This window comes from Filomicrobium sp., from assembly GCF_025698805.1.
Lineage (GTDB): Bacteria > Pseudomonadota > Alphaproteobacteria > Rhizobiales > Hyphomicrobiaceae > Filomicrobium > Filomicrobium insigne.
Map to the genome: position 1 here is coordinate 61,688 of NZ_JAILWT010000003.1, position 22,858 is coordinate 84,545.

The window sequence follows — 22,858 nt, forward strand, 5'->3', positions numbered from 1 at the left end:
CAATAGCGCTAACATGGTTTGGCGCGCCGTGGCGCGACGAGTCCGTCAGGGAACTCCGCCTTCACGCGTGAATGCGGAGATCACGGACAGGTCAAGCCTTCGCAGCTGCAGCACCACCGCTGCTGGCTTCGACGAGCGCGCGGACCTTATCGACAACAGAGCCGACTGTCTTAAAGTCTTCGACGTCTTCATTGGCGTTGTAGGGGATCTCAATACCGAAGGTGTCTTCGATATCGAAAACAATCATCGCGAGATCTAATGACTCGATCGACAAGTCCTGAAGTTCTGTCGAGAGTGCGATATCGTCTCTCGGCTCCTTCATATGCTTCTTCAGAATATCGACAATTTTCGATGCGACTTCGTCCATCTCGCTCTCCTCCCCTAAGTCTTTAAACAAGGGGACCCTTAAATTTCGGTTTCTGACAGTTGAAGGCCCAGGACTATGACAGCTGCGGCGTGACATATACGCAATCGCCGAGCAAGTCTAGCCGCGACCGACCTTACCTTCGTGACCGTCATTATGGCGGCCACGACGACGATATCGCAAGATGCGTGCCGGTTCTGTATCGCACGTTACGTCCACGTTCCCGATGCAGGCACGATCAGCTCTGCTGATGGCGTTCGCCGATGGAAACGTATTGTATGAATGCTTAGCTATTCCTTCAGTAGGCCCGTGGCAATATCCTTTACGCCTACTACGGCTTGTTGCAGACCTGAAGGATATTCCGGTCATAGGACTTAGCCGTCTGCGCGGGGAGTGAAAACCAGCAATGACGAGCCATGATGTCGCAGTATCACCTCAATCCAAGGCTGAATGGCCGTGGTTGAAGGGCTATCCAGAGAATGTCGACTGGTACCGAACGTACAAGAGCGCGCCAATTTACGTGCTTTTGGACGAGGCTGCCTCGTCTCATCCTGAGAATATCTGTACCGATTTTTTGGGTCGAAAGCTTACCTACGGTGAAATTAGCAAGCTTGTAGACGAAACCGCGGCGGGCCTGCAGGCTCTTGGCGTCGGGGCTGGGAGCCGAGTTGGTCTCCTGCTTCCGAACTCGCCTACGTATATCGTTTACTATTTTGCCATCCTGAAGGCTGGAGGCGTGGTTGTTAACTATAACCCGCTTTATACGGTCGAAGAGCTCAGTGCGCAGGTGGTCGATAGCGATACCGAGATCATGGTCACCTTGGATCTGCGCATTCTGTTCGACAAAGTCGAGGCGCTGATCAGCAATGGAACACTGAAGCAGGCGGTGGTGGGGTCGTTCCCTGGATTATTGCCTGCGACGAAAGCGGCGCTTTTCAAGCTTTTCAAGTGGCACGATCTGGCCCGTCCAACGGCTTCACCGGTCAGCGATAAGATTCTTCTGGATGCCGACGTCAGGAAACCTGGCGGAAAGCCCGTGCTTCGCGAGATTGATCCCGACAAGGAACTCGCGGTCCTCCAGTACACAGGTGGCACAACCGGCGTACCCAAAGGCGCCATGCTCAGCCATGCCAACATCTACATCAATACACTGCAAGTCAGTGACTGGGGTCCGGTGTTAGCGCACGGTGAGGAACGTTTTCTCGCCGTTTTGCCGTTTTTCCACGTGTTCGCCATGACGGCGGTGATGAACGTGGCGGTGAAGATGGCGGCGTCCATGATCATTATGGCCCGTTTTCGTCTGAACGATACGCTAGCGTTAATTCACTCGAGCAAACCGACGGTCATGCCGGGAGTGCCGACGCTCTTCAATGCTATTATTAACCATCCGAAATTGAGCTCTTACGATCTCAGTTCGCTGAAATATTGCATCTCGGGGGGGGCGGCGTTGCCCTTGGAGGTGCGCACGCGATTTGAAGAGCTGTGCGGTTGTCCTCTCGTTGAGGGCTACGGCTTGTCGGAAACCTCTCCTGTTGTGACGTGCAATCCCATCGATGGGACGGCTCGGAGCAATTCGATTGGGTTACCGGTTCCAGCGACCATTATTTCGCTACGTGATGTCGATGATCCCGAGCGGGAGGTTGCGACAGGCGAGAAGGGCGAGCTGTGCGTCAAGGGCCCCCAAGTCATGATGGGCTATTGGAAGAACCCCGAAGAGACGGAAAAGGTCTTCACCAAGGACGGCTTTCTGAGGACCGGCGATGTTGCGCGAATGGATGAGGATGGCCGCTTTTCCATCGTGGACCGGATGAAAGACCTCATCATCTGCTCGGGTTTCAACGTTTACCCGCGCCGCGTGGAGGATGCGATTTATGCGCATCCCGATGTTGTCGAAGTCACCGTTATCGGCATCGAAGACTCCTATCGGGGTGAAGCGCCTAAGGCCTTCGTCAAACTCAGGGATGCCGCCGAGGTTACCGAAGAAGATCTTATGACGTTCCTTGAGCCCAAGCTCTCAAAGATTGAGATGCCCTCCGTTATCGAGTTCCGCGAGGAATTGCCGAAGACGCTCATCGGTAAACTTTCCAAAAAGGAGCTCAAGGAGGAAGAACGTCAGCGCCGCGCAGCGAACTGAGTAGTTCGAACAGGGGCGTTCTTTATGCCTATCACCGGTAAAGGGTAAAGGTCGGCTCGGGTGGGCGGCAGTGCCGGTGGACGCTTCGCCGACTTCGAAGCAAGCGTCTGGTATAATCGCGCCGTTCCCCTGTTAAAGCTGATGGCGCAACCTGCTAAGTACGCGACATAAATACGATATTTCGCTTCGCCGACGATGGCGATCGCCGCGTCTTTTTGGGCGATGAGCCGATCATGCCATAGGGTGCAGGTGCGCGCGTAGTGCAAGCGCCAGGCTTCGACATCTTGAACTTCGAAGCCGGCGCGCTCCATCTGCTGAACAGTGTTGCCGATGTCGTCGAGGGCTCCACCAGGAAAGATGTACTTTGCAAGGGCGCGCTGTTCGGGACGCAAGCGATCCGGCCAAAGGTTGCGGCGTTTCTTTGCGCGTCGGGAGATGGCGTGGTTCAGGAACAATCCGTCTTCGCTTAGCAGTGAACGAATCTTGCGCATGTAAGTCGGAATGTTATCGAGACCGATATGCTCATACATGCCGACCGATGCGATCTTATCGTACGTGCCAGTCAGATCGATGTAGTCGATGAACTCCAACGTCACCCGGTCCTGAAGCCCGAGGGCGCGTACCTTTTCTTCCGCGTGGCTTAACTGCTCGACGGAAAGCGTAATGCCGTGGGCGGTAACGCCGTAGTTTTTTGCTGCGTGCGCTACGAGCGCGCCCCAGCCGCAGCCGATATCCAGGAACCTGTCGCCGGGCTTTAGACGCAGCTTGCGGCAGATCATGTCCAGCTTGTCATGCTGCGCGGTGGTGAGGTCGTTTGTCCAATCCGTGAAGTACGCGCAGGAATAGACCATCTCCGGATCGAGGAAGAGCTCGTAGAAGGCATTCGTCAGGTCGTAATGGAATTCGATAAATTCCTTGTTTTCGCCAGCAGCGCGGTTTGCTCCGGTGATGTTGCCGCCGAAGGCGCCTTCCTCGGGCGGCGGCTCGCTAGAGGCGAAGAGAAATGGACGCAACTGGGCGATAACCTTGGCGATATCCATGGCCGTTAGTTTGGCTGAGCGATTGCCTTTGTTGAGGTTCGCCCCAAAGTCGATGAGCGAACCGCCCGAATAGTCGATGCCCTTATTGACGTATTGGCGGATGATGGTGTCCAGCGTCGGCCGGCGCAGGATCGAGGTGATCACGCCTGGCGAGGCGATTTTAATTTCGAAATCGCTCGTAACCTTCTGGCCGAGGGGATGGCGTGAACCATCCCACAGTCGCACACTGGCATCCATGTTGAGGCGGTTCGCCAAGCGCTTTACGAGATTGGTCGCCGCGGCGATCTGCTTGGCGTGTTTGTCCTCGCTGCCCGCCATGGTGCCCTCTTCCGTCGTTGTGCTCGTAGATGTCTTCGAGCAGAGGGCTTAGCGCATTATGACGGTCCCGTCTCGCATTGCAGCGTGGCATGCGAAACGGGAGTGTTGAAACGTTATCAGGCTGCTACGTCCATCGCCTTCGCTTTGGGGCTTTCCAGAATCGCCGCCACGCCCATACCTCCGGCTGTGCAAACCGAGATCAATCCGCGGCCGCCATTCTGATCGAGCAGCTTGGCGAGGTTGGCCATGATACGTGCCCCGGTCGCGGCAAAGGGGTGCCCCACGGCGATGGATGAGCCTTTGACGTTGAGCTTGGTGCGATCGATGGACCCTAGAGGCGCATCTTTGCCAAGTACGTTTTTACAATATTCCGGATCTTCCCAGGCTTTGAGTGTGGCGAGAACCTGGGCCGCGAAGGCTTCATGGATCTCGTAGAAGTCGAAGTCCTGAAGCGTGAGGCCGTTACGATCAAGCAGCTTGGACACCGCGATCGTTGGCGCCATGAGAAGACCGTCGCCGGATACGAAGTCATTACCGATGTGTTGCGCGTCGACGAGATAAGCTTGGATTGGCAAGCCGTGTTCAGCCGCCCATTCTTCCGATGCGAGGAGCACAGCTGCTGCTCCATCGGTCAGGGGGGTGGAGTTGGCTGCTGTCAACGTTGCGGTGTCGGATTTGTCGAAAGCGGTTTTCAGAGTCGCGAGCTTATCGAGGCTGATATCTTCTCGAATGTTGTTGTCGCGAAAAACGCCGGCGCAGGGGACGACCAAATCGTCCATATAACCAGACACATAGGCTTCGGCTGCGTGCTTGTGGCTTTCGTAGGCCAGCTCATCCTGCTCGACCCGAGGGATCTCCCACTTCTTGGCCATAAGTTCGCAGTGCTGACCCATTGAAAGGCCCGTCCGTGGCTCGCTGGTTTGCGGCGGCTGCGGTACGAGTTCACCAGGCCGAAAGCCGCTAAACACCTTAAAGCGCTCCATGACCGTCTTCTTGCTGGCCATCTCGGTCATACGGCGCGCAAACTTCTTGCTGAAGACGATAGGCGGATCTGAGGTTGTATCTGATCCCACAGCAATGCCGCTCTCGATCTGACCTGCCGCAATCTTGGCGGCTATCCCCATTGCCGCCTGCAGGCTTGTGCCGCATGCCTGCATCATGGTGATGCCCGGTGTGGATGGCGCGAGGGTCGTGCTCAGCACCGCTTCACGGGCCAGGTTCCAATCCTTGGCATGCGTGACAACGGCCCCGCCGACGACTTCGTCGACATGGGCCCCTTTCAGATTGAATCGATCGACGAGGCCGGAAAGAGCTGCTGTCATCATGTCGAGGTTGGACAGATCAGCGTACAGCGTCCCCGAACGACAGAACGGAATTCTGACGCCGCCGATGATGGCGACTCGGCGTAGCGTTTTGCTCATTGGGGTGGGGCCTCCAAAAGGATCATAACTATGGTCACTCGGCAGCGTCGCGTGCGGCGGCTTCCGCCTGTTCGCTTGCCCTGAAATGTAGCGGGCCGCCTCGGAACGGAGCGAAACCAGTTCCGAAGATCACACCGGCATCGACAAGGTCGGCATTGGCGACGATGTGGTCATCGCGCGCTCGTTCCGCTTCCGCGATCAACGGTTCAACGAGTTCACGGCCGAGCTTCTTGATATCGGCCTTGTCCCAACGTTTGTCGTTGGACTTTTCGGGTTTGCCGTCTTTCCAGACGTAGTAGCCCCGTCCGGTCTTCTTGCCGAGTTTGCCGGATTTGACGAGTTTGGCGGCGCCAGAGACTTCGTCGCCAAGGCCCAGAATTTGGCCAACGCTCGCGCAGACATCGAGCCCGACTGTGTCGGCCAATTCGATGGGGCCCATAGGCATTCCGAAAGCGCGCGCGGCTTCGTCGATTTTTTCCTTATCCTCACCCGCATCGACGCGAGCCATAGCAGCCATCATGTAGGGTGCGAGAACACGGTTGACGAGGAAGCCTGGGACTGACTTCACAACGAGCGGGAACTTGTCGATCGCAGCAACGAAGATCGCACCCTTGTCGACTTCGCCCTGGCGGCTCATTTCACCGCGAACGACTTCGACCAGAGGCATCTGCGCGGCCGGGTTGAAGAAGTGGATACCGACGAGACGGCCAGGGTCGGCCATCGTCGCGGCAATATCCTCGATTTTGAGGGACGACGTATTGGAAGCAAGCAGGGCGTCAGGCTTGACCTTGTCTTCGAGTTCCTTGAACAGCGCTTGTTTGATTTCGAGCTTTTCGATGATGGCTTCGATGATGACATCGGCGCGAGGTACACCGCGCCCGTCGGGATCTGCGATCAAACGAGCCTTTGCAGCGTCTTGCTGCGCTTTGGTCCGGAATTTTCGCTTGAACAGCTTGCTCTGTGCAGCGATGCCCTTTTCGATCTGACTTACCGACAGATCCTGCAGCGTAACCTCCATGCCGCATGCCACGCACCATCCGGCGATATCAGCGCCCATAGTGCCGGCACCGATAACGTGGACGCGCATCGGCCTCCAGGAAGATTGCTTGGGAGCCTGCGCTTTCAATGCTTCGGAAAGGAAGAAGACACGGCGCAAATTGCGCGACGTGTCCGACACCATCAAAGGAGCGAACGCGGGGCTTTCTTCACGCTTCATATCAGCGTAGCTGCCGCCGTAGCGCTCAAACAGATCAATCAATCGGAAGGGAGCAGGGTAGTGGTCTTCCCGAACCTTCTTGGCTGTTTCGGAACGCATTTTGCCAGCTAGGTATCCGCGGGCTGGCCATTTGGCCAACAAGCCGGCGAAGCCTCCTTTGGCCTTCGACTTGCGGTTCTGAAGAACGGCTTTGCGGGCTGCCCAACGCAGAGCTCCGCGACTTTCGACGAGTTGATCGATGAAGCCTTGAGCGCGCGCTGCGCTGGCGCGGATCATCGAGCCCTTCAGCATCGCCTGCATGGCATTGAGCGCGCCGGCTTGTCGGATCGAGCGTGCGGTTCCGTTGAAGCCCGGGAAGATCCCGAGCTTGACCTCGGGGAAGCCTACACGGGTCGCATCGTCGCGCGTGGCGATGCGGTAGTGGCACGCGAGGACCAGCTCCAACCCACCGCCCACACACACACCGTGGATGGCCGCGACGACCGGAACGGACATTGCCTCAATACGATCGAGCAACGTATTGACCGGCTTTAGCGCCTCGATCACCTGCTGTTCGGTTTTGAGGTCGGCGAATTCGCGAATGTCGGCTCCGACAATGAAGCTCTTCTGCTTGCCGGACATGATCACAAGACCGCGGATCGTGCCTTCGCGCGCACCGGATTGGACGCGATCGATGATTTCGCCAAGTTCTTCGAGGGGGCGGCGCCCTAGCGCGTTAGCCGATTCATTCTCGCGGTCGAAGATGGCCCAGGCGATTCCTTCGAAGTCCACTTCGAAGCGCCAGTCCTTAAGTCCAGTCAGATCCGCCGCAGTTGTTTCGGTCGTCATTTGCTGTCGTTCTCCTTGGCCACGCTTACTCGGCCGCTCTGGACGCCAGCCGCGATTCACTGCGGTCAGCTACTTCATAGTTGGGTTTGAGTTCGGCAGGGTCAAAGTGGTCAACCGCAATCGCGCGAGCGACGTGTTGATCCGCATCGCGGAGTTGATCGGCTTCTGCTTGGGTCAGAACGCCTTTGCTGACGGCTTCGGCGTACCAATCCAGTCCGTGATAGCGACGGACCGTTCCGGCGCGGATAGCACGTTCCAGCTTCTTTTCTGCAGGTTCGGCCGCGATGACCTTTGTGAGGGTAACCTCGAGCAATCCGCCTGCATCATCGGCATCATCGCTGACGTAGATGTGGCGCGTCAGGCGATCGCGCGCTTCACCCGGCTCAAGAGCGAGCGGCAGGATGCTTTTCGCGAGACGGTCCGATGCCGGGCGGTAGGGACGGCCGAACGGGAAGACCAGAACGCTCAGAATGAACCGCATCGGCATCATGGGGAAGTTGTCGATCACGCCGATCAAGGCTTCCTGGCAACGGAACAACCCGTTGCGGGCGGCCAGCTCAACGAGAGGTTTGTCGCTCGGCGGGCGGCCATCATCCTCGAAGCGTTTCAGTACGCATGAAACCAAATAAAGTTCAGAGAGCGCATCGGCCATGCGGCCGGTTAGTTTTTGCTGCGTTTTCAACCCGCCGCCGAGAGATATGACCATCATGTCGGCCAACAGGGCGAAGTTTCGGCTCTGGCGGGAGACTTGGCGATACCAGCGTTCGCGCATGCCGACGTTGTCCGGCGTTCCAGCGAACGCGCCGAAAGTGAGGTTGTGGAACAAAGCGCCAGCGATGTTTGAGATCGTGAACGAGATGTGTCCGCAGAAGGCTTTGTCGAAGGCGTTGAGCCCCGCAGCACGATCCGGATTCTGGATCGCCTTGACTTCATCGTAGAGATGCGGGTGCGAGCGCAAAGCGCCTTGCGCGAACGTGATCAATGTGCGCGTAAGGATATTAGCCCCCTCAACGGTAATCCCCACGGGGACCATCTGATAGGGTGAGAGCAGATAATTGTGTGGCCCATCGCAGATCGCACGACCACCGTGGATGTCCATCGCATCATTGACGGCGCGACGCATGCGTTCGGTGGTCTGGTATTTCATCAGCGCAGAGATCACCGACGGTCGTTCGCCGCGGGAAACCATGGCTGCCGTTACGGCACGTCCGGCTTCGTTGACATAGGCGGACTCGACCAATCGCGCGAGCGGTTCACCGATGCCGTCCATACGGGCTATGGGAATGCCAAACTGTTTGCGAATGCGTGCGTAGGCGCTCGTGAGACGCAACATCGCTTTTGTTCCGGCCGTTGCGGAGGACGGAAGTGAAATAGCGCGGCCCGCGGCAAGGCATTCCATCAACATGCGCCAGCCATTGCCGGCTTGCGCTTGCCCGCCGATTACCCAGGTCATGGGAATGAACACGTCCTTGCCCCAGGTCGGACCGTTGGGGAAAGCCTGACCGCAAGGCAGATGTCGACGGCCGATCTCTACACCTGAGTGTGAGGTAGGGATCAACGCTAGGGTTATGCCGACATCAGTGCCTTTACCGAGCAAGTTGTCTTCGTCGAATAGCCGGAATGCCAGGCCCAGCAGCGTCGCCTTGGGGCCGAGCGTAATGTAGCGCTTGTCCCAGTTGAGCCGGATGCCCAGGACTTCCTGGCCTTTGTAGAGGCCGCGGCAGACGTGGCCGATGTCACGCATCGCGGCCGCATCGGAGCCCGACGTTGGGCCCGTCAGCGCGAAGCAAGGGATCTCCTCACCCTTTGCGAGGCGCGGAAGATAGTGATGTTTCTGTTCGGTGGTCCCGTATTTTTCGATGAGTTCGCCTGGGCCCAGGGAGTTGGGGACCATGACGATTGTGGAGACATCCGGCGAGCGTGATGCGATTTTTCCGAGAATAAGCGACTGGGCCTGGGCGGAGAAGCCAAGCCCGCCATGCTCCTTGGAGATCAGCATCCCGAGGAAGCCGTGTTGGGCTACGAAATCCCAGATTTCCTGGGGAATTTCGCGCTCGGTGAAGCGTATCCGCCAATCATCGATCATCCCACAGAGTTCTTCAGTTGGCCCGTCAAGAAAGGCCTGCTCCTCGTTTGTCAGCACGATTGGAGGAAGGCCACGTAGTTTGTCCCAATCCGGACGGCCGGAGAACAATTCAGCGTCGAAGCCGACGGTGCCGGCTTCAAGCGCCTGCGTTTCTGTGTCCGAGACTTTGGGGAGTGTGCCTTTGAGGAGGCCATAAGCCGGTTTGATCAACACGGCACGGCGCACAGCGGGCAACGTCAGCAGGGCCAGCACGATGGCTGGAATCCAGGCGAGCAGCTGGGTGGCTCCAAACTCCGGTGCGCGGGCAACACCGTCAATCAGGTCGGATTGCGCCAGAAAAGTTGCAATAGCAATTGCACCCGCCCAGACCGTCAGAGGGGCGCGTCGGATCGCAAGGACCCACAGCACTGCTACGAGGACGACAACAAACAACATCAGTTGGTTCTCCACCATGCGGAATTATGTGTGCCAGCCGAAGGTGCCTTGTTTTTCAAGCTAAGCGCATATCAGTGGGCCGAATTTCTTGGCCATAATATAGTGCGGCGCGTTAACCTCGGCTTGACAGCCTGGAAAGATATTTTTCGCTGTGAAATTCGACCTTTAGATCGGTCCAATTCCAATACTCATGCTGGCATGGAGGCGACCGTCCGTTTGTGCACGTTATCGCGCTGGACGGTGCATTTGCCACGGGAGCAAGTATAGCCACATATTCACATGGCGTTCGAGTGGCGCCAAAGGCCGCCGTGACCGGCGAACGTGAGCCCCCAATATTAGTTGCAGGTGGCACGGGAGAAGAACGACGTGGTATTGGAAAGTGATGGTTCGGTTGAACCAGAAGCCATGGAAGCCCCGGATGGTGACTTTCTCGATGCGATGCGCGCGGCGGCTTTAGAGGCGACCAAGCTGCTCAAATCCATCGGTAGCCCGCATCGTTTGATGATTTTGTGCCTGCTTATGGATGGAGAAAAGACTGTCAGCGAGATCTCCGAGGCGATCGGCGCGCAGCAAAGCTTGACGTCTCAACATTTGACGCGGTTGCGTCTGCATGGCCTTGTGGCCGTCGAGCGGCGTGGACAGTTTGCGTATTATTCAATCGCGGACATTGCGGTGCGCGAAATCGTAGAAGTCCTCTATCGCCACTATTGCGCGGGCAAGATGGCCGGCGTCTGAGCTCTGGAAACACCGAGAGGTGTTTTGTCTACGATTGGGCTTACGGCAGCCGGGAGTTCTTTGTCGTCACTGCGGATGCCAGCTTGGCCAAGCAATTTTTCCAACGCAGACCAGAAGTATTCATTGCCTGGATAACCGATAATCCGGCCAACCTCTTTGCCGTCGCTACGCACCAAAATGAAGGTTGGCGTGTAGACGACGCGTTGGAAGCGCTGCGCGGTTGATGAGTCTATATCAAGCTTGACCAAGGGCGCATACCGGCCCGCGGGTGTCGAGGGGTAGTAGCGCCCGACCTCTTTGTCCCAGAGCTTGCAATAGCTGCAGTCGTCCTTTTCGATCATCACCAGACCCAGCTTGCCAGCCTGAGGCGCGGCGAACGTTGCTACGGGATCAATTGCGAGGAGGAAGGCGATCGCCCAAAGCGCGAGAAACGAGGGTGCGCGCGCGCGTTTCACTCTCTTGGCAATTTGCAGCGTAAGACTTTTTGACATAGTTCTGTTCGCCTTGTTCGCTATATGTGAAAGCGGCCTGGGCTTAAGTAATGTGTTTGCCTATATAGAAGCAGATTACTGGAAACCCCTACATCCTCTATTAAATACGTCGTGAGCGGGGGATTATGGCGCCGAACGTGCTTTGAATGAGTGGCTTGGTTTATAGCCGCTGATATCGGGGATGCTCAGACGACGTTGATACATAGTGTTTGCGGGAAGGAGGCCCGGATACATGGTCATGCAATTGCACTTGGAGACGCTCGACCGGCGTCAGTTTGTGGTGGGCGCAGGTGCTGCGGCTGCCATTTTTGCATTGTTCCGCTCAATTCCAGCCTCCGCCGAAAAACCGCAGGATTTCGATGCCACTTTTAAAAGTATTGTTGGCGATGCCGAAACCGGTGATAGCGGCGTAGAAATCAAATTGCCTGAAATTGCTGAGAATGGGAATACCGTCCCATTTTCGATCGCGGTTGAGAGCGCAATGTCTAAGGATGATTACGTCAAAGCAGTTCATTTGCTTTCGACCGGAAATCCTCAGCCAATGATCGCAACATTTCATTTCACGCCACTGTCCGGTACCGCGGACGTCTCAGGCCGTATGCGTCTCGCAAAGACCCAGGAGATTGTGGCCGTTGCTGAGCTGAGCAATGGCAAGTTTCTGGTCGGCAAGCAGATGGTCAAGGTGACGATCGGCGGATGCGGCGGTTAGCCGGGAGGAGAACAGAGCAATGTCTAACAATAAACCCCGCGCGAAAATCTCTCCTGCGAACCCGAAGGTCGGTGACGTCATCGAGGTCAAGACGCTGGTCAGCCACGTGATGGAAACCGGGCTGCGCAAGGATAAGAATGGCCAAGTCATTCCGCGCAATATCATCCACTCGTTCAAAGCGACCTTTGAAGGAGAGCCGGTATTCAGCGGTGATCTCTACCCGGGAATCTCGGCAAACCCGTACATCGCCTTCCACATGAAGGTGACCAAGCCTGGGGCGCTCGAACTCACCTGGGTGGACGACGCCGGCGAGACGTTGTCGACGACGGTTTCGGTCACGGTCGGCTGACGGCTATAGTCAGATCGGGATCGAGATCACAAGGCCTGTCCAAACTGGACAGGCCTTTTTTGTGACGTGGGTGGCACTTGGCAATCGTTAGAATAGGATGCCCGTGTCGGTGCGCGGCCTTGTGCTCAATGAGTAGAGCCGCTAATGGCGAAGGCTAGATTTTGAACACAGGCGGGCCAATGGCCTGACGTCGGGGAGGATGTGACGTGTCGGATGAAAGCGTAGTTGCCCAGAAGGGCCCCTATCAGGTCGAGCTTGTCGGGGGTAAGGCCTACTTTTATTGCCGTTGCGGCCGCTCTCAAAAACAGCCCTTCTGCGATGGCGCACATAGCGCGACCGATATTCAACCGTTACGCTTTGTTCCCGCTGAGTCCGGTACTTACAATTTGTGTGGATGCAAAACGACGGATGACGAACCCTACTGCGACGGCTCGCACAACTTGCTCTAAGATTGTTACCAACAGTCTATGAAGTCCGACTGCTGCACGGTGTTTGCCGCGTTGAGGTGCATTGTTCTATGGGCTTTCGCCTCACTAGGATGCAACACGCCTGTCCATAATCGCACCTTTGCTCAAAATTGCAGCTTTCCTCTCTATTGCCTAGACACTATGAAAATTAAGGTCGGCGGCGACCGCATATTTTTGCTCAATTCAACCGATGAGACCTTATGGATTATTTCGTTCAACAGCTGCTCAACGGTCTTACTCTCGGGTCGGTCTACGGGCTTATCGCCATCGGATACACGATGGTCTATGGCATCATCGGCATGATCAACTTCGCCCATGGCGATGTGTTCATGGTCTCTGTCTTCATCGGCCTCATTCTATTCCTGCTGATCACATCGCTTTTTGGCGGGCTCGCGATCGCGCTGGCGCTCATTATCGTGCTCGTGGCGGCGATGGCTCTCACGGCTCTATGGAGCTGGACCATCGAACGAGTTGCCTATCGCCCATTGCGAGGTTCGTTTCGACTGGCGCCGCTGATCTCAGCGATTGGCATGTCAATTTTCCTGGTCAATTTTGTGCAGCTCGTGCAAGGGCCTCGCAACAAGTCCATACCTCCCATCATTGATGGAAGCTTTACGTTGCCTATGATCGACGGGAACGTAACCGTGGCCTACAAACAGCTCCTCATCATGGGGACGACGGTCGTATTGCTCACTGCATTTTGGTTCATTGTTCAGAAGACGTCTTTGGGACGCGCTCAGCGGGCGTGTGAGCAGGATCGCAAGATGGCGGCCTTGCTCGGCATCAATGTCGATCGCACTATTTCGCTGACATTTGTCATGGGCGCTGCGCTCGCTGCTGTGGCCGGCGTACTGTATCTTGTTCAATATGGGGTCGTTAGTTTTGCTGATGGCTTCGTGCCAGGCGTGAAGGCCTTTACCGCAGCGGTCCTCGGCGGTATCGGTTCGCTTCCCGGAGCGGTGATCGGGGGCTTGTTGATCGGTTTGATCGAGGTTCTTTGGTCAGCGTATTTCTCGATCGATTACAAAGACGTCGCAGCGTTTTCCATTCTCGCAATCACCTTGATCTTCATGCCTTCGGGTATTCTCGGTAAGCCCGACGTAGAGAAGGTCTGAACCAATGGTGGGGACCGGCAAGCGGCGCGAGCCCGCCGACCTCCAGGCCTCGCCCGGCTTTTTGGGCGCTGTGAAAGACGCCGGCTTTCTGGCTCTGCTTACGTTTGGGCTTTCATTTCCGCTCGTTGCTTTCAACGCTTATCAGCATCTTACAGCCGGGCTCATTCTTGAGCCACGTTGGGGCTTGGTGGCCTGGGCGTGCGGCATCGCGTTTTTTGCGCGGCTCGCATGGAACCTGTTTGGCGGTTACATTTCGCGTGGCGGCAGCGCCGCCATCGGCGCGATGTCGAGCTTGGGGAGCCGCACAGGCCTCAGTGTCAATCATATTCGCTGGATAGGGCTTATCTGGCTGCTTTCCTATCCGTTTCTTGCTGTCGCATTGGCAGGACCGGGTGGCGCGCTCAAGTGGATCGATAACTTCGGTATCCAGATTTTGATCTACGTGATGCTGGGTTGGGGGCTCAACATCGTTGTTGGCCTCGCCGGTCTGCTGGATCTCGGATATGTAGCTTTTTATGCCGTCGGCGCTTACTCGACAGCGCTGCTGTCTACCACCTTCGGTTTTTCATTTTGGCTGTGCTTGCCGCTTGCAGGCATCTTTGCTGCGTTCTGGGGGATCTTGCTCGGATTTCCGGTGCTGCGGCTGCGCGGTGACTATTTGGCGATTGTCACGCTCGCCTTCGGCGAAATCATCCGGCTGGTGTTGATCAACTGGGTGGACGTGACGGGCGGTGCAGCAGGCATTTCCGGTATTCCTCGGCCGACTTTCTTCGGCATTCCCTTCAATGCCTCTGATGAAGGGTTCGCGGCGACGTTCGGGCTGACCTTCACTCCCTTGCACAGGCTCTTCTTTCTTTTCTATTTGATCCTCGCCATGGCTCTGCTGACGAACTGGATCACGGTGCGTCTGCGGAAGTTGCCGATCGGGCGTGCTTGGGAGGCGCTGCGGGAAGACGAGATTGCATGTAGGTCTCTCGGTATCGATACGGTTCTGACGAAGCTTACGGCATTTTCGATCGGCGCAATGTTCGGCGGCTTTGCCGGCGCTTTTTTTGCCGCGCGGCTGGGCTTCATCAGTCCGAAGTCGTTTGAGTTCATGGAAAGCGCGGTAATTCTGTCTATCGTTGTATTGGGTGGGATGGGTAGCCAGATCGGCGTGGCGATCGCGGCCATTGCCATGATCGGCGGCACAGAAATCCTGCGAGAGCTCGGCTTCCTCAAGGCTTTGTTTGGCCCCGCCTTCGACCCTGCTCAGTATCGGATGCTTGTCTTCGGGCTTGCGATGGTCGGCATGATGGTCTGGCGGCCGCGCGGCCTTATTTCAAAGCGGGAGCCGTCAATTTTCCTTCGAGAGAAGAAGGCCATTTCCGGGGCCCTGGTGAAGGAGGGGCACGGGTAATGGTGGGCGGTGCTTATGAGCCCTTATTGCTGGTTGAGAATTTGACGATGCGCTTTGGTGGCTTGGTCGCCGTCAAGGATCTATCGTTCACCGTCGGCCGTGGTCAGATCACAGCGCTGATCGGGCCCAATGGCGCAGGCAAGACGACAGTATTCAACTGTCTTACCGGCTTTTATAAACCGACAGGCGGACGTATCGCGCTTGTCGGCGGCGGTGGTGATGTGGATGCCGCTTTAGCCGCCGTTACGGATAGCCCCCGGCGATATCTTCGCTCCCCTGACCGAGAAGTCTATCTGCTCGAGCGGATGGGCGATTCAGAGATCAACGCAAAAGCGAGAGTTGCGCGAACATTCCAGAATATCCGGCTGTTCCAAGGCATGACAGTTCTCGAGAATCTTATTGTCGCGCAACACAACGCACTTAACCGCGCGTCTGGTTATTCCCTTTTGGGGCTTGTGGGAGCGAAGTCATTCCGGGATGCCGAGCGGACTGCGGTTGATCGAGCGGCTTATTGGCTCGACAAAATCGGGCTACTGCATCGCGCGGACGACCCAGCGGGCGATCTTCCCTACGGGGATCAGCGACGTCTCGAGATTATCCGAGCGATGTGCACCGAACCGGCATTGCTCTGTCTCGATGAACCTGCAGCGGGTCTTAATCCGAAAGAAAGCGCTGACCTAAAGGCTTTGATTCTCGAGATTCGGGCTGAGACCGGTACATCTGTGCTCTTGATCGAACATGATATGAGCGTGGTTATGGAGATTTCCGACCACGTCATCGTGCTCGAATACGGGATCAAAATCTCAGATGGCACACCTGCGGAGATCCGCGATGATCCGAAAGTCATCGCGGCGTACTTGGGTGTCGAGGATGAGGAAGTTCTCGCGGTGGAAGCGGAGTTCGAACAATGACGCTTCCTTACGATCCATCATGGGAAAATGCCGGGGATGCCCCAATGCTATGCGTGCGAGGCATTCGCACCTACTACGGGAGCATTATGGCGCTCCGTGGCGTAGATCTGGATGTCTATGCTGGCGAAATCGTCACAATGATCGGCGCCAACGGGGCTGGCAAATCGACGCTGATGATGACGATTTGCGGAGACCCTGCGGCGCGAACCGGCAGCATTCATTTTGAGGGGCGCGATATCACGCGCATGCCGACGCATGACATTGCGCGCCTTAAGATCGCGCAGTCTCCGGAGGGGCGGCGTATCTTTCCGCGCATGACTGTGCTCGAAAACCTCCAGATGGGCGCAGGGCTCGCGGATCCTCGTCATTTTGACGATGACCTCAACTATGTGACGAGCTTGTTCCCGCGCCTCAGGGAAAGGTTGCATCAGCGCGGCGGCACGCTTTCTGGCGGTGAGCAGCAGATGCTTGCGATCGCGCGTGCCCTGATGAGCCGACCGAAACTCTTGTTGTTGGATGAGCCCTCTCTCGGGCTAGCGCCATTAATTGTGAAGCAGATCTTTGAGGTCATCGCTGAAATCAATCAACGCGATGGCGTCACGATCTTCCTCGTTGAGCAAAATGCTTATCATGCGTTGCGGCTGGCGCATCGCGCCTACGTGATGGTCAACGGCGTGATTACAATGAGCGGCGCAGGGGCAGAATTGCTTCGCAGCCCCGAGGTCCGCGAGGCTTATCTGGAAGGTGGACGGCACTGACGCCCATTGCGGCTTTGCGTCTGCGGTTGCAGCGCTGATCGTGGGAAAAGGGAGGGTTTATGGACACATTTTATCCGGCTGAACCCCACGCGTTCGCCGTATTCCTGTTTGCCACGGTTATACTCGGCGGGGCGGCCTCTTGGGCAACGGGGCGCGCTGTCGCCCTAACCTGGAAGCCGTTATGGCAGCTTGTTTTCTATATGGGTCTCATGACGTTGGCTGTGCGCTTTATCCACTACGCGCTCTTTCATGAGGTCTTTCTCTCTCTTCAGCATGTCGGCGTGGATTTTGTGGTCCTCGCTGCCATTGCGTGGCTCGGATACCGGCAGACACGCTCTAGGCAAATGCAGTCCCAGTACCCCTGGCTCTTTAGGCGAACCGGCTTGATAAGCTGGCAACGTCGGAGTTGACCGGATTGGGATGCGTGCGGATTAAAATTGGATGCTGATACCCGACACTTGGTGACAAGCGGGCAAATTTCGGCTCAACATTAGCCATTCACAGCCAAGGGATGATGAGACTTTTCTTTTGGGGCAGCACTTCGTTTGCGGATTTTGTCCGCCATCCAGCAGTTTGAACACATGGAGATCTTGTAAATGCGATTAGGTTGTCTCGTTGGCTTGACCCTTGCCACAGGCCTTGCGCTGGCGGCGTGCGGTGACAGCAACACTCCTGAGGTTGCTAAGGAAGAAGCGATCAAGATCGCGGTCGCCGGACCGCTCACCGGCAAAGACGCGGCTTTTGGTGCCCAGCTCAAGAACGGCGCGGTTCAGGGGGTTGAGGATATCAACGCAGCGGGCGGCATCCTTGGCAAAAAGCTCGAGCTTTCTATCGAAGATGATAACGCCGATCCAAAGCAGGGTGTCTCCATCGCCAACAAGATGGCCGGGGAAGGCGTCAAATTCGTCATCGGCCATTTCAACTCTGGCGTCTCCATTCCGTCTTCGGACGTCTACAACGAGAACGGCATGCTGATGGTGTCGCCGGCATCGACCAACCCGACATTTACGGACCGTGGTTTGTGGAACGTGTTTCGGGTGTGCGGACGTGACGATCAGCAGGGCACAGTCGCCGGGCAGTACATCGCCCACAATTTGGCCGATCAGAAGGTCGCTATCGTTCACGACAAGACGACGTACGGCAAAGGTTTAGCCGATGAAACCAAGAAAGCGCTCAACGAGGCCGGCATCCAAGAAGTTCTCTACGAGGGCATCAATAGTGGTGAGAAGGATTTCTCCGCTCTGATCGCCAAGATGAAGGAAGCTGGCGCGCAGCTCGTGTATTTCGGAGGTGTACACACCGAGGCTGGACTGATCGCACGACAGATGCGCGACCAGGGGCTCAATGCCACGCTGATGTCGGGTGACGGCATCGCCACGGATGAGTTCGCTTCCATCGCCGGCCCGGCTGCCGAAGGGACGTTGATGACGTTTGCCCCCGATCCTCGCAAGCGCGAGGAAGCGGCTGGAGCTCTCAAGAAATTCGAGGAAAAAGGCATCACGCCTGAGGCCTACACGCTTTATTCCTACGCCGTTGCTCAGATCTTCAAGCAGGCTGCGGAAGCTGCCAAGTCCACCGAGCCTAAGAAGGTGGCAGATCAGATGCGCTCGGGACAGACGTTCAATACGGTTATTGGTGATATCGCTTTTAACGACAAAGGCGACGTAAACCGGTTGGATTACACGATGTACACTTGGAAGAAGGTGGACGGGGATCGGATCTCGTACGTCGAAAACTGATCTTCGTATTGCTGATAGCTATCGACGCGAGCGCCTCCGAATTTCGGAGGCGCTTTTTTGTTGAGAAACTTTGTGCTGCGCAGCATTTGATACGAGATGGATTGGCCGTGTGATTGGTTTCGCGGGATTTATAGTGTGCTTCTATCTGGCGATAGCGCACACGCGCATGAAGCGCCGGCCCACAGTCGGCCGATTTGGGCCGGCCAGATAAAACATGTGCTCGTAGATTGTCCGATGGAATAGATAATAGGTTGGGGCATTCGTGAGATAAATCCCACCTAATGGCGCGTTGTTTTTCGCGCACTTTCTTTAAATCGTTGTTTTCAAATAGCGGTCATTCGCATTCCGAACCAATGTGTTCGATTTCTGCCATCAGCTATTTTTGAAAATATCTAGCAGAGAACGCGCAGGTCGCGTTTCGGCTCTCTTATGTGGGCCAAACCAAATTCTGCGTATTCTTCATCGGCGTGCTCTAAATTAGCAAAACCGATATGTGTATAATTGCTATCTCTATTTCATGTGGCATACCGGCTTAAGAATGAGCACGTAAGCCACCTTGGTGCGTTAGACTGACCTCTCTCGTAAAACACGTCGCTCCCACGCTCTTGGCATAAGTCAGCGCCCTTGCGACTGAGCCAAACAATCTCTCAATAGCGCTGCTTCGAGACGGCGCAGATCGTCAGGGATTGTCTGACCAGCTTCGCGGCGGCGGCGGATGCATTCTTTGACCATCGCATAGCCTTCGCGTGGATCTTCCAACGCGTCGATCCGACCGTTTAAGTCGGCGACTTCTTGTTGAACCTCATTTAGCATTCCATTCTCCCTTAGTTCTGAAATCCTGAACAACTAAAACTCTGGCCTTCTATTGGTTTTTACGTCCAGCGATTCATTTGTTCAGCCTAGTAGACAGATAACGTTTAAAGGCAGCAATTTCAGTTGCTGTCCTTAAAAGTGTTGAGCTCCCGTTGCGATTTGAACACTTCTGGCTCGTCCTCCTGCGAGGTATTTCCCGGCGGCCACGCGATAGGGCCCGAAATTGTGCTCAGATCTTGGCCCACTCACAGAAATCAAAGGTTCCTTTCTCAAAGTGTTGCAGGCGTGGCGCAACCATGATTGCGTCAGGCTCCTGCATGTTCGTTTTGCGGCACCCTCGTGCGAAAGCCCCGTCAATTCACATAGGTCCGAATTTTCGGATCACAACTCGAATGAAACAATGAGCGCTCTCCGCAATCACATCTGTGATGTTAGACAAATCCAAGTTGGCTCCGCGCACGATGCGTCAATTTGTTCCGGCGTGACGGTTGTACTTCCGACGCGCCCTTGCATTGCCGCCGTGGATGTCCGTGGGGGCGGGACAGGCACCCGTGAGATTGAGGCCTTGGGATTGGCTGGTACGGTCGATGAGGTGCATGGGATCGTTCTGGCGGGTGGCTCGGCTTTCGGATTGGCGGCGGCTACCGGGGTTCAAGCTTGGTTGGCCGAACGCCGGATCGGCTTGAATGTCGCCGGCGCGCGCGTTCCGATCGTGGCGCAGGCGATCTTGTTCGACCTTCTAAACGGGGGAAACAAAAGCTGGGGGGAACGCAACCCTTATGAGCGTCTGGCGCGGACTGCCTGCGACGAAGCGTCTGGGGAGGCTGCCGAGATCGGGAGCGTTGGCGCCGGCTTCGGTGCAACGACCGCGAACTTGCGCGGTGGATTAGGGAGCGCTTCGGCAGATGTTGGTGATGGTGTGGTGGTGGGTGCGCTGGTGGCCGTCAACGCCGTTGGGTGCGTTACGATGGGTGATAGCCCTCATTTCTGGGCATGGCCGTTCGAACAGGATGAGGAGTTTGGCGGGCGCGGGCCTCCGGTTTCTTATCAAAACAAAGGCGCGCCACCCCTTCTCAAGGGTGGGCCGGGGCAAAATACTACGATAGCGGTGGTCGCGACGAACGCACGGCTCGATAAGCGTCAAACTCACCGGTTGGCCGTAATGGCACAAAGCGGTCTCGCGCGCGCTATCCACCCTGTGCATTCTCCGCTTGATGGAGATCTGGTTTTCGCGATGGCGACAGGCGAAGTCGAACTGAAAGATCCCATCATCGGCTTGACCACCCTCGGCTGCGCTGCAGGCGACGCGCTGGCGCGTGCTGTCGCGCGGGGTGTTTATTTTGCTGCACCTGCGCAAGCCGGTTGGCAGGGCCCCCAGAGCTATCGTCAAAGATTTGGTGCAAGACCAGCAAACAAATAGAGGAAGCGGCCGGGTCCTCAATTGAAGCCGGGTAGCTGCTCTGCTACAGGCTCAGTGGATATTTGGAACCCGTAGAAAGACGCCAATGATCCCTCGTTACTCCCGGCCGGAGATGGCCGCCATCTGGGCCCCTGAGTCCCGTTTTCGTATCTGGTTCGAGATCGAGGCGCATGCTGCCTCTGCGATGGCCGAGATGGGTACGATACCGAAAGAAGCGGCCGAGACTATTTGGGCTAAGGGACGCAACGCGACATTCGACATCTCTCGGATCGATGAAATCGAAGCGGTCACGAAGCATGACGTGATCGCGTTTCTGACGCATCTGGCGGAAATCGTCGGGCCAGACGCCCGATTCGTTCATCAGGGCATGACGTCCTCCGACGTTCTCGACACCTGCTTCAACGTCCAGTTGGTGCGTGCTGCCGACATTCTCATTGCGGATGTCGATCGATTGCTGACCGCTTTGAAGGCGCGCGCCTTCGAGCACAAGAACACCATCACGATCGGGCGCAGCCACGGTATCCACGCGGAACCCACAACCTTCGGCGTGAAGCTTGCCTACGCGCATGCTGAGTTTGAGCGTGCGCGCGACCGTTTGCTGGCTGCGCGCGATGAGGTCGCGACCTGCGCACTGTCCGGTGCGGTAGGCACATTCGCGAATATCGATCCTCAAGTCGAAATCTACGTGGCGGAAAAGCTCGGGCTTAAGCCGGAACCGGTGTCGACGCAGGTCATTCCGCGCGACCGACATGCGATGTACTTCGCGACCTTGGCGGTTGTTGCCTCGTCGATCGAGCGGCTTAGCGTTGAAGTCCGCCATCTTCAACGGACCGAAGTTCTCGAAGCCGAAGAGTTCTTTTCGCCGGGGCAAAAGGGTTCTTCAGCCATGCCTCACAAGCGTAACCCTGTGTTGACGGAAAACCTCACGGGGCTTGCACGTATGGTTCGCGCCTATGCACTGCCGGCGATGGAAAACGTGGCGTTGTGGCACGAGCGCGATATTTCGCATTCATCTGTCGAGCGGATGATCGGACCAGATGCGACAGTTACACTGGACTTTGCGTTGGGCCGTCTCGCGGGCGTGATCGAGAAGCTTGTGGTTTATCCGGGCACCATGCAGCGTAACCTCGACAAGCTCTCGGGCTTGCATAACTCCCAACGCGTTCTGTTGGCGCTTACGCAAAAAGGCGTCAGCCGGGAAGACGCCTATCGCCTGGTGCAGCGCAATGCCATGAAAACGTGGGAAGAGGGGCGCGATTTCCTCAGTGAACTCAAGGGAGATAGCGAAGTTAGCGCGCATTTGTCGGCTGCAGAACTCGATGCGATGTTCGACAATGCATATCATCTCAAGCACGTGGACACGATTTTTGCGCGGGTCTTCGGAGAAGCCTGACGGACCTGCCATCACATGATTAGGTCATACGAAGCCGTTTTGGAGCGATCAAACCTCTCATGCGCACTTCAGACGTGGAAATTCTGATTGTGCCGGGCTGGTCTGGCTCAGGGCCCGATCATTGGCAATCTCGGTGGGAACGCAGCCTCAAGACGGCACGACGTGTCGAGCAAGAGGACTGGTTGAAGCCGCAGAGCGAGCAGTGGTCGGCTCGGATCGCCGGCGCGGTGGCAGCGTCGGAAAAGCCCGTTGTGCTGGTGGCTCACAGTTTGGGTGTGATTTCGGTGGCCCACGCTGCACCGCGTCTCGATCTGACGAAGGTGGCCGGAGCATATCTGGTCGCACCGGCTGATATTGAAAACGCGAAGGACTGGCCGGTTACCGAAGGGCATTCGTTTGAACAGGATGTGCGGGACTTCGGCACGATGCCCCGCGAACCGCTCCCATTTCCTTCGACGCTCATTGCGTCGCACACCGATCCCTATTGCTGCTTCGAACGGGCGAAGGAGATTGCAGCGATGTGGGGTTCGAAGTTGCTTGAAGCGGGCGACGCAGGCCACGTCAATGTTGCGTCTGGTCATGGCCCCTGGCCGGAGGGGCTTTTGCAGTTCGGCCTGTTCTTGAAGGATTTGCAGGAGCCCGCTGCAGGGACGAAATGACGATCATCCCTGCAGCCTTCTCCAAGGACTGCCGGGCACAAACTTCTCGGACAGCGAT

The 22,858-nt window shown here is 56.6% G+C and carries 21 protein-coding genes; 14 read left to right on the top strand and 7 right to left on the bottom strand.

The features are described from left to right. Positions 1-91: 91 nt before the first annotated feature. The gene (locus K5845_RS07725; RefSeq protein WP_046478643.1) at positions 92-367 is read right to left on the bottom strand and encodes an acyl carrier protein; all 276 of its coding nucleotides are present in this window, start codon (positions 365-367) and stop codon (positions 92-94) included. A 403-nt stretch (positions 368-770) separates the two neighbouring features. Here K5845_RS07725 and K5845_RS07730 point away from each other — a divergent pair, with 403 nt between their 5' ends. Next, complete coding sequence (locus K5845_RS07730) at positions 771-2,498, top strand: long-chain-fatty-acid--CoA ligase (RefSeq protein ID WP_046478644.1); 1,728 nt, start codon at positions 771-773, stop codon at positions 2,496-2,498. On the opposite strand, the gene K5845_RS07735 is transcribed toward K5845_RS07730, so the two are convergent. The 4 genes from K5845_RS07735 to K5845_RS07750 form a co-directional block, all read right to left on the bottom strand. Continuing rightward, positions 2,477-3,856: a class I SAM-dependent methyltransferase gene (locus K5845_RS07735; RefSeq protein ID WP_287958733.1), complete on the bottom strand. Its 1,380-nt coding sequence runs from the start codon at positions 3,854-3,856 to the stop codon at positions 2,477-2,479. The genes K5845_RS07730 and K5845_RS07735 overlap by 22 nt on opposite strands. Positions 3,857-3,972: 116 nt before the next feature. Next, positions 3,973-5,277, bottom strand: coding sequence for an acetyl-CoA C-acetyltransferase (locus K5845_RS07740; RefSeq protein WP_287958734.1), 1,305 nt, complete (start codon positions 5,275-5,277; stop codon positions 3,973-3,975). 34 nt (positions 5,278-5,311) lie between these two features. Continuing rightward, on the bottom strand, positions 5,312-7,321 hold the full coding sequence (locus tag K5845_RS07745) for a 3-hydroxyacyl-CoA dehydrogenase NAD-binding domain-containing protein (protein ID WP_090229286.1): 2,010 nt from the start codon (positions 7,319-7,321) through the stop codon (positions 5,312-5,314). 25 nt (positions 7,322-7,346) lie between these two features. Further along, a complete protein-coding gene (locus K5845_RS07750; protein WP_287958735.1) occupies positions 7,347-9,842 on the bottom strand; it encodes an acyl-CoA dehydrogenase in 2,496 nt (831 codons plus the stop codon). A gap of 366 nt (positions 9,843-10,208) precedes the next feature. Here K5845_RS07750 and K5845_RS07755 point away from each other — a divergent pair, with 366 nt between their 5' ends. Continuing rightward, entirely contained in the window at positions 10,209-10,577 is a 369-nt protein-coding gene (locus K5845_RS07755) for an ArsR/SmtB family transcription factor (RefSeq protein WP_287958736.1), read from the top strand. Here the strand turns inward: K5845_RS07755 and K5845_RS07760 are convergent. Continuing rightward, positions 10,547-11,068, bottom strand: coding sequence for a thioredoxin fold domain-containing protein (locus K5845_RS07760; protein WP_076605333.1), 522 nt, complete (start codon positions 11,066-11,068; stop codon positions 10,547-10,549). The two genes, K5845_RS07755 and K5845_RS07760, sit on opposite strands and share 31 nt — an antisense overlap. A 232-nt stretch (positions 11,069-11,300) precedes the next feature. Here K5845_RS07760 and soxY point away from each other — a divergent pair, with 232 nt between their 5' ends. The 9 genes from soxY to K5845_RS07805 all read left to right on the top strand — a co-directional run bounded on the left by soxY (position 11,301) and on the right by K5845_RS07805 (position 18,515). Next, the gene (soxY, locus tag K5845_RS07765) at positions 11,301-11,777 is read left to right on the top strand and encodes a thiosulfate oxidation carrier protein SoxY (protein ID WP_287958737.1); all 477 of its coding nucleotides are present in this window, start codon (positions 11,301-11,303) and stop codon (positions 11,775-11,777) included. Between the two features lie 19 nt (positions 11,778-11,796). Then, the gene (soxZ, locus tag K5845_RS07770; protein WP_046478649.1) at positions 11,797-12,126 is read left to right on the top strand and encodes a thiosulfate oxidation carrier complex protein SoxZ; all 330 of its coding nucleotides are present in this window, start codon (positions 11,797-11,799) and stop codon (positions 12,124-12,126) included. Positions 12,127-12,332: 206 nt separating this feature from the next. After that, positions 12,333-12,575, top strand: coding sequence for a CDGSH iron-sulfur domain-containing protein (locus K5845_RS07775; protein WP_076605334.1), 243 nt, complete (start codon positions 12,333-12,335; stop codon positions 12,573-12,575). Positions 12,576-12,793: 218 nt separating this feature from the next. Further along, positions 12,794-13,708, top strand: coding sequence for a branched-chain amino acid ABC transporter permease (locus K5845_RS07780; RefSeq protein ID WP_046478650.1), 915 nt, complete (start codon positions 12,794-12,796; stop codon positions 13,706-13,708). A 4-nt stretch (positions 13,709-13,712) separates the two neighbouring features. Next, complete coding sequence (livM, locus tag K5845_RS07785) at positions 13,713-15,107, top strand: high-affinity branched-chain amino acid ABC transporter permease LivM (RefSeq protein ID WP_046478651.1); 1,395 nt, start codon at positions 13,713-13,715, stop codon at positions 15,105-15,107. Continuing rightward, positions 15,107-16,018 carry an ABC transporter ATP-binding protein gene (locus K5845_RS07790; protein ID WP_046478652.1) on the top strand — a complete coding sequence of 304 codons (912 nt, stop codon included), beginning with the start codon at positions 15,107-15,109 and terminating at the stop codon, positions 16,016-16,018. The genes livM and K5845_RS07790 overlap by 1 nt, the downstream gene beginning before the upstream one ends. Continuing rightward, complete coding sequence (locus K5845_RS07795) at positions 16,015-16,776, top strand: ABC transporter ATP-binding protein (RefSeq protein WP_046478653.1); 762 nt, start codon at positions 16,015-16,017, stop codon at positions 16,774-16,776. Before K5845_RS07790 ends, K5845_RS07795 begins: the two co-directional genes overlap by 4 nt. A 59-nt stretch (positions 16,777-16,835) precedes the next feature. Beyond that, the gene (locus K5845_RS07800) at positions 16,836-17,186 is read left to right on the top strand and encodes a DUF6867 family protein (RefSeq protein WP_046478654.1); all 351 of its coding nucleotides are present in this window, start codon (positions 16,836-16,838) and stop codon (positions 17,184-17,186) included. Positions 17,187-17,372: 186 nt separating this feature from the next. Further along, positions 17,373-18,515, top strand: coding sequence for a branched-chain amino acid ABC transporter substrate-binding protein (locus tag K5845_RS07805; protein ID WP_082101146.1), 1,143 nt, complete (start codon positions 17,373-17,375; stop codon positions 18,513-18,515). 615 nt (positions 18,516-19,130) lie between these two features. Here K5845_RS07805 and K5845_RS07810 read toward each other — a convergent pair. Then, entirely contained in the window at positions 19,131-19,328 is a 198-nt protein-coding gene (locus tag K5845_RS07810) for a hypothetical protein (protein ID WP_046478655.1), read from the bottom strand. A 400-nt stretch (positions 19,329-19,728) separates the two neighbouring features. On the opposite strand from K5845_RS07810, the gene K5845_RS07815 reads away from it, so the two are divergent. The 3 genes from K5845_RS07815 to K5845_RS07825 all read left to right on the top strand — a co-directional run bounded on the left by K5845_RS07815 (position 19,729) and on the right by K5845_RS07825 (position 22,800). Further along, positions 19,729-20,748 (top strand): P1 family peptidase, encoded by a 1,020-nt coding sequence (locus K5845_RS07815; protein ID WP_046478656.1) that lies wholly within the window; start codon positions 19,729-19,731, stop codon positions 20,746-20,748. Positions 20,749-20,833: 85 nt separating this feature from the next. Next, on the top strand, positions 20,834-22,141 hold the full coding sequence (purB, locus tag K5845_RS07820) for an adenylosuccinate lyase (protein WP_046478657.1): 1,308 nt from the start codon (positions 20,834-20,836) through the stop codon (positions 22,139-22,141). A 59-nt stretch (positions 22,142-22,200) separates the two neighbouring features. Next, positions 22,201-22,800 (top strand): RBBP9/YdeN family alpha/beta hydrolase, encoded by a 600-nt coding sequence (locus K5845_RS07825; RefSeq protein ID WP_287958738.1) that lies wholly within the window; start codon positions 22,201-22,203, stop codon positions 22,798-22,800. Positions 22,801-22,858: the final 58 nt, after the last annotated feature.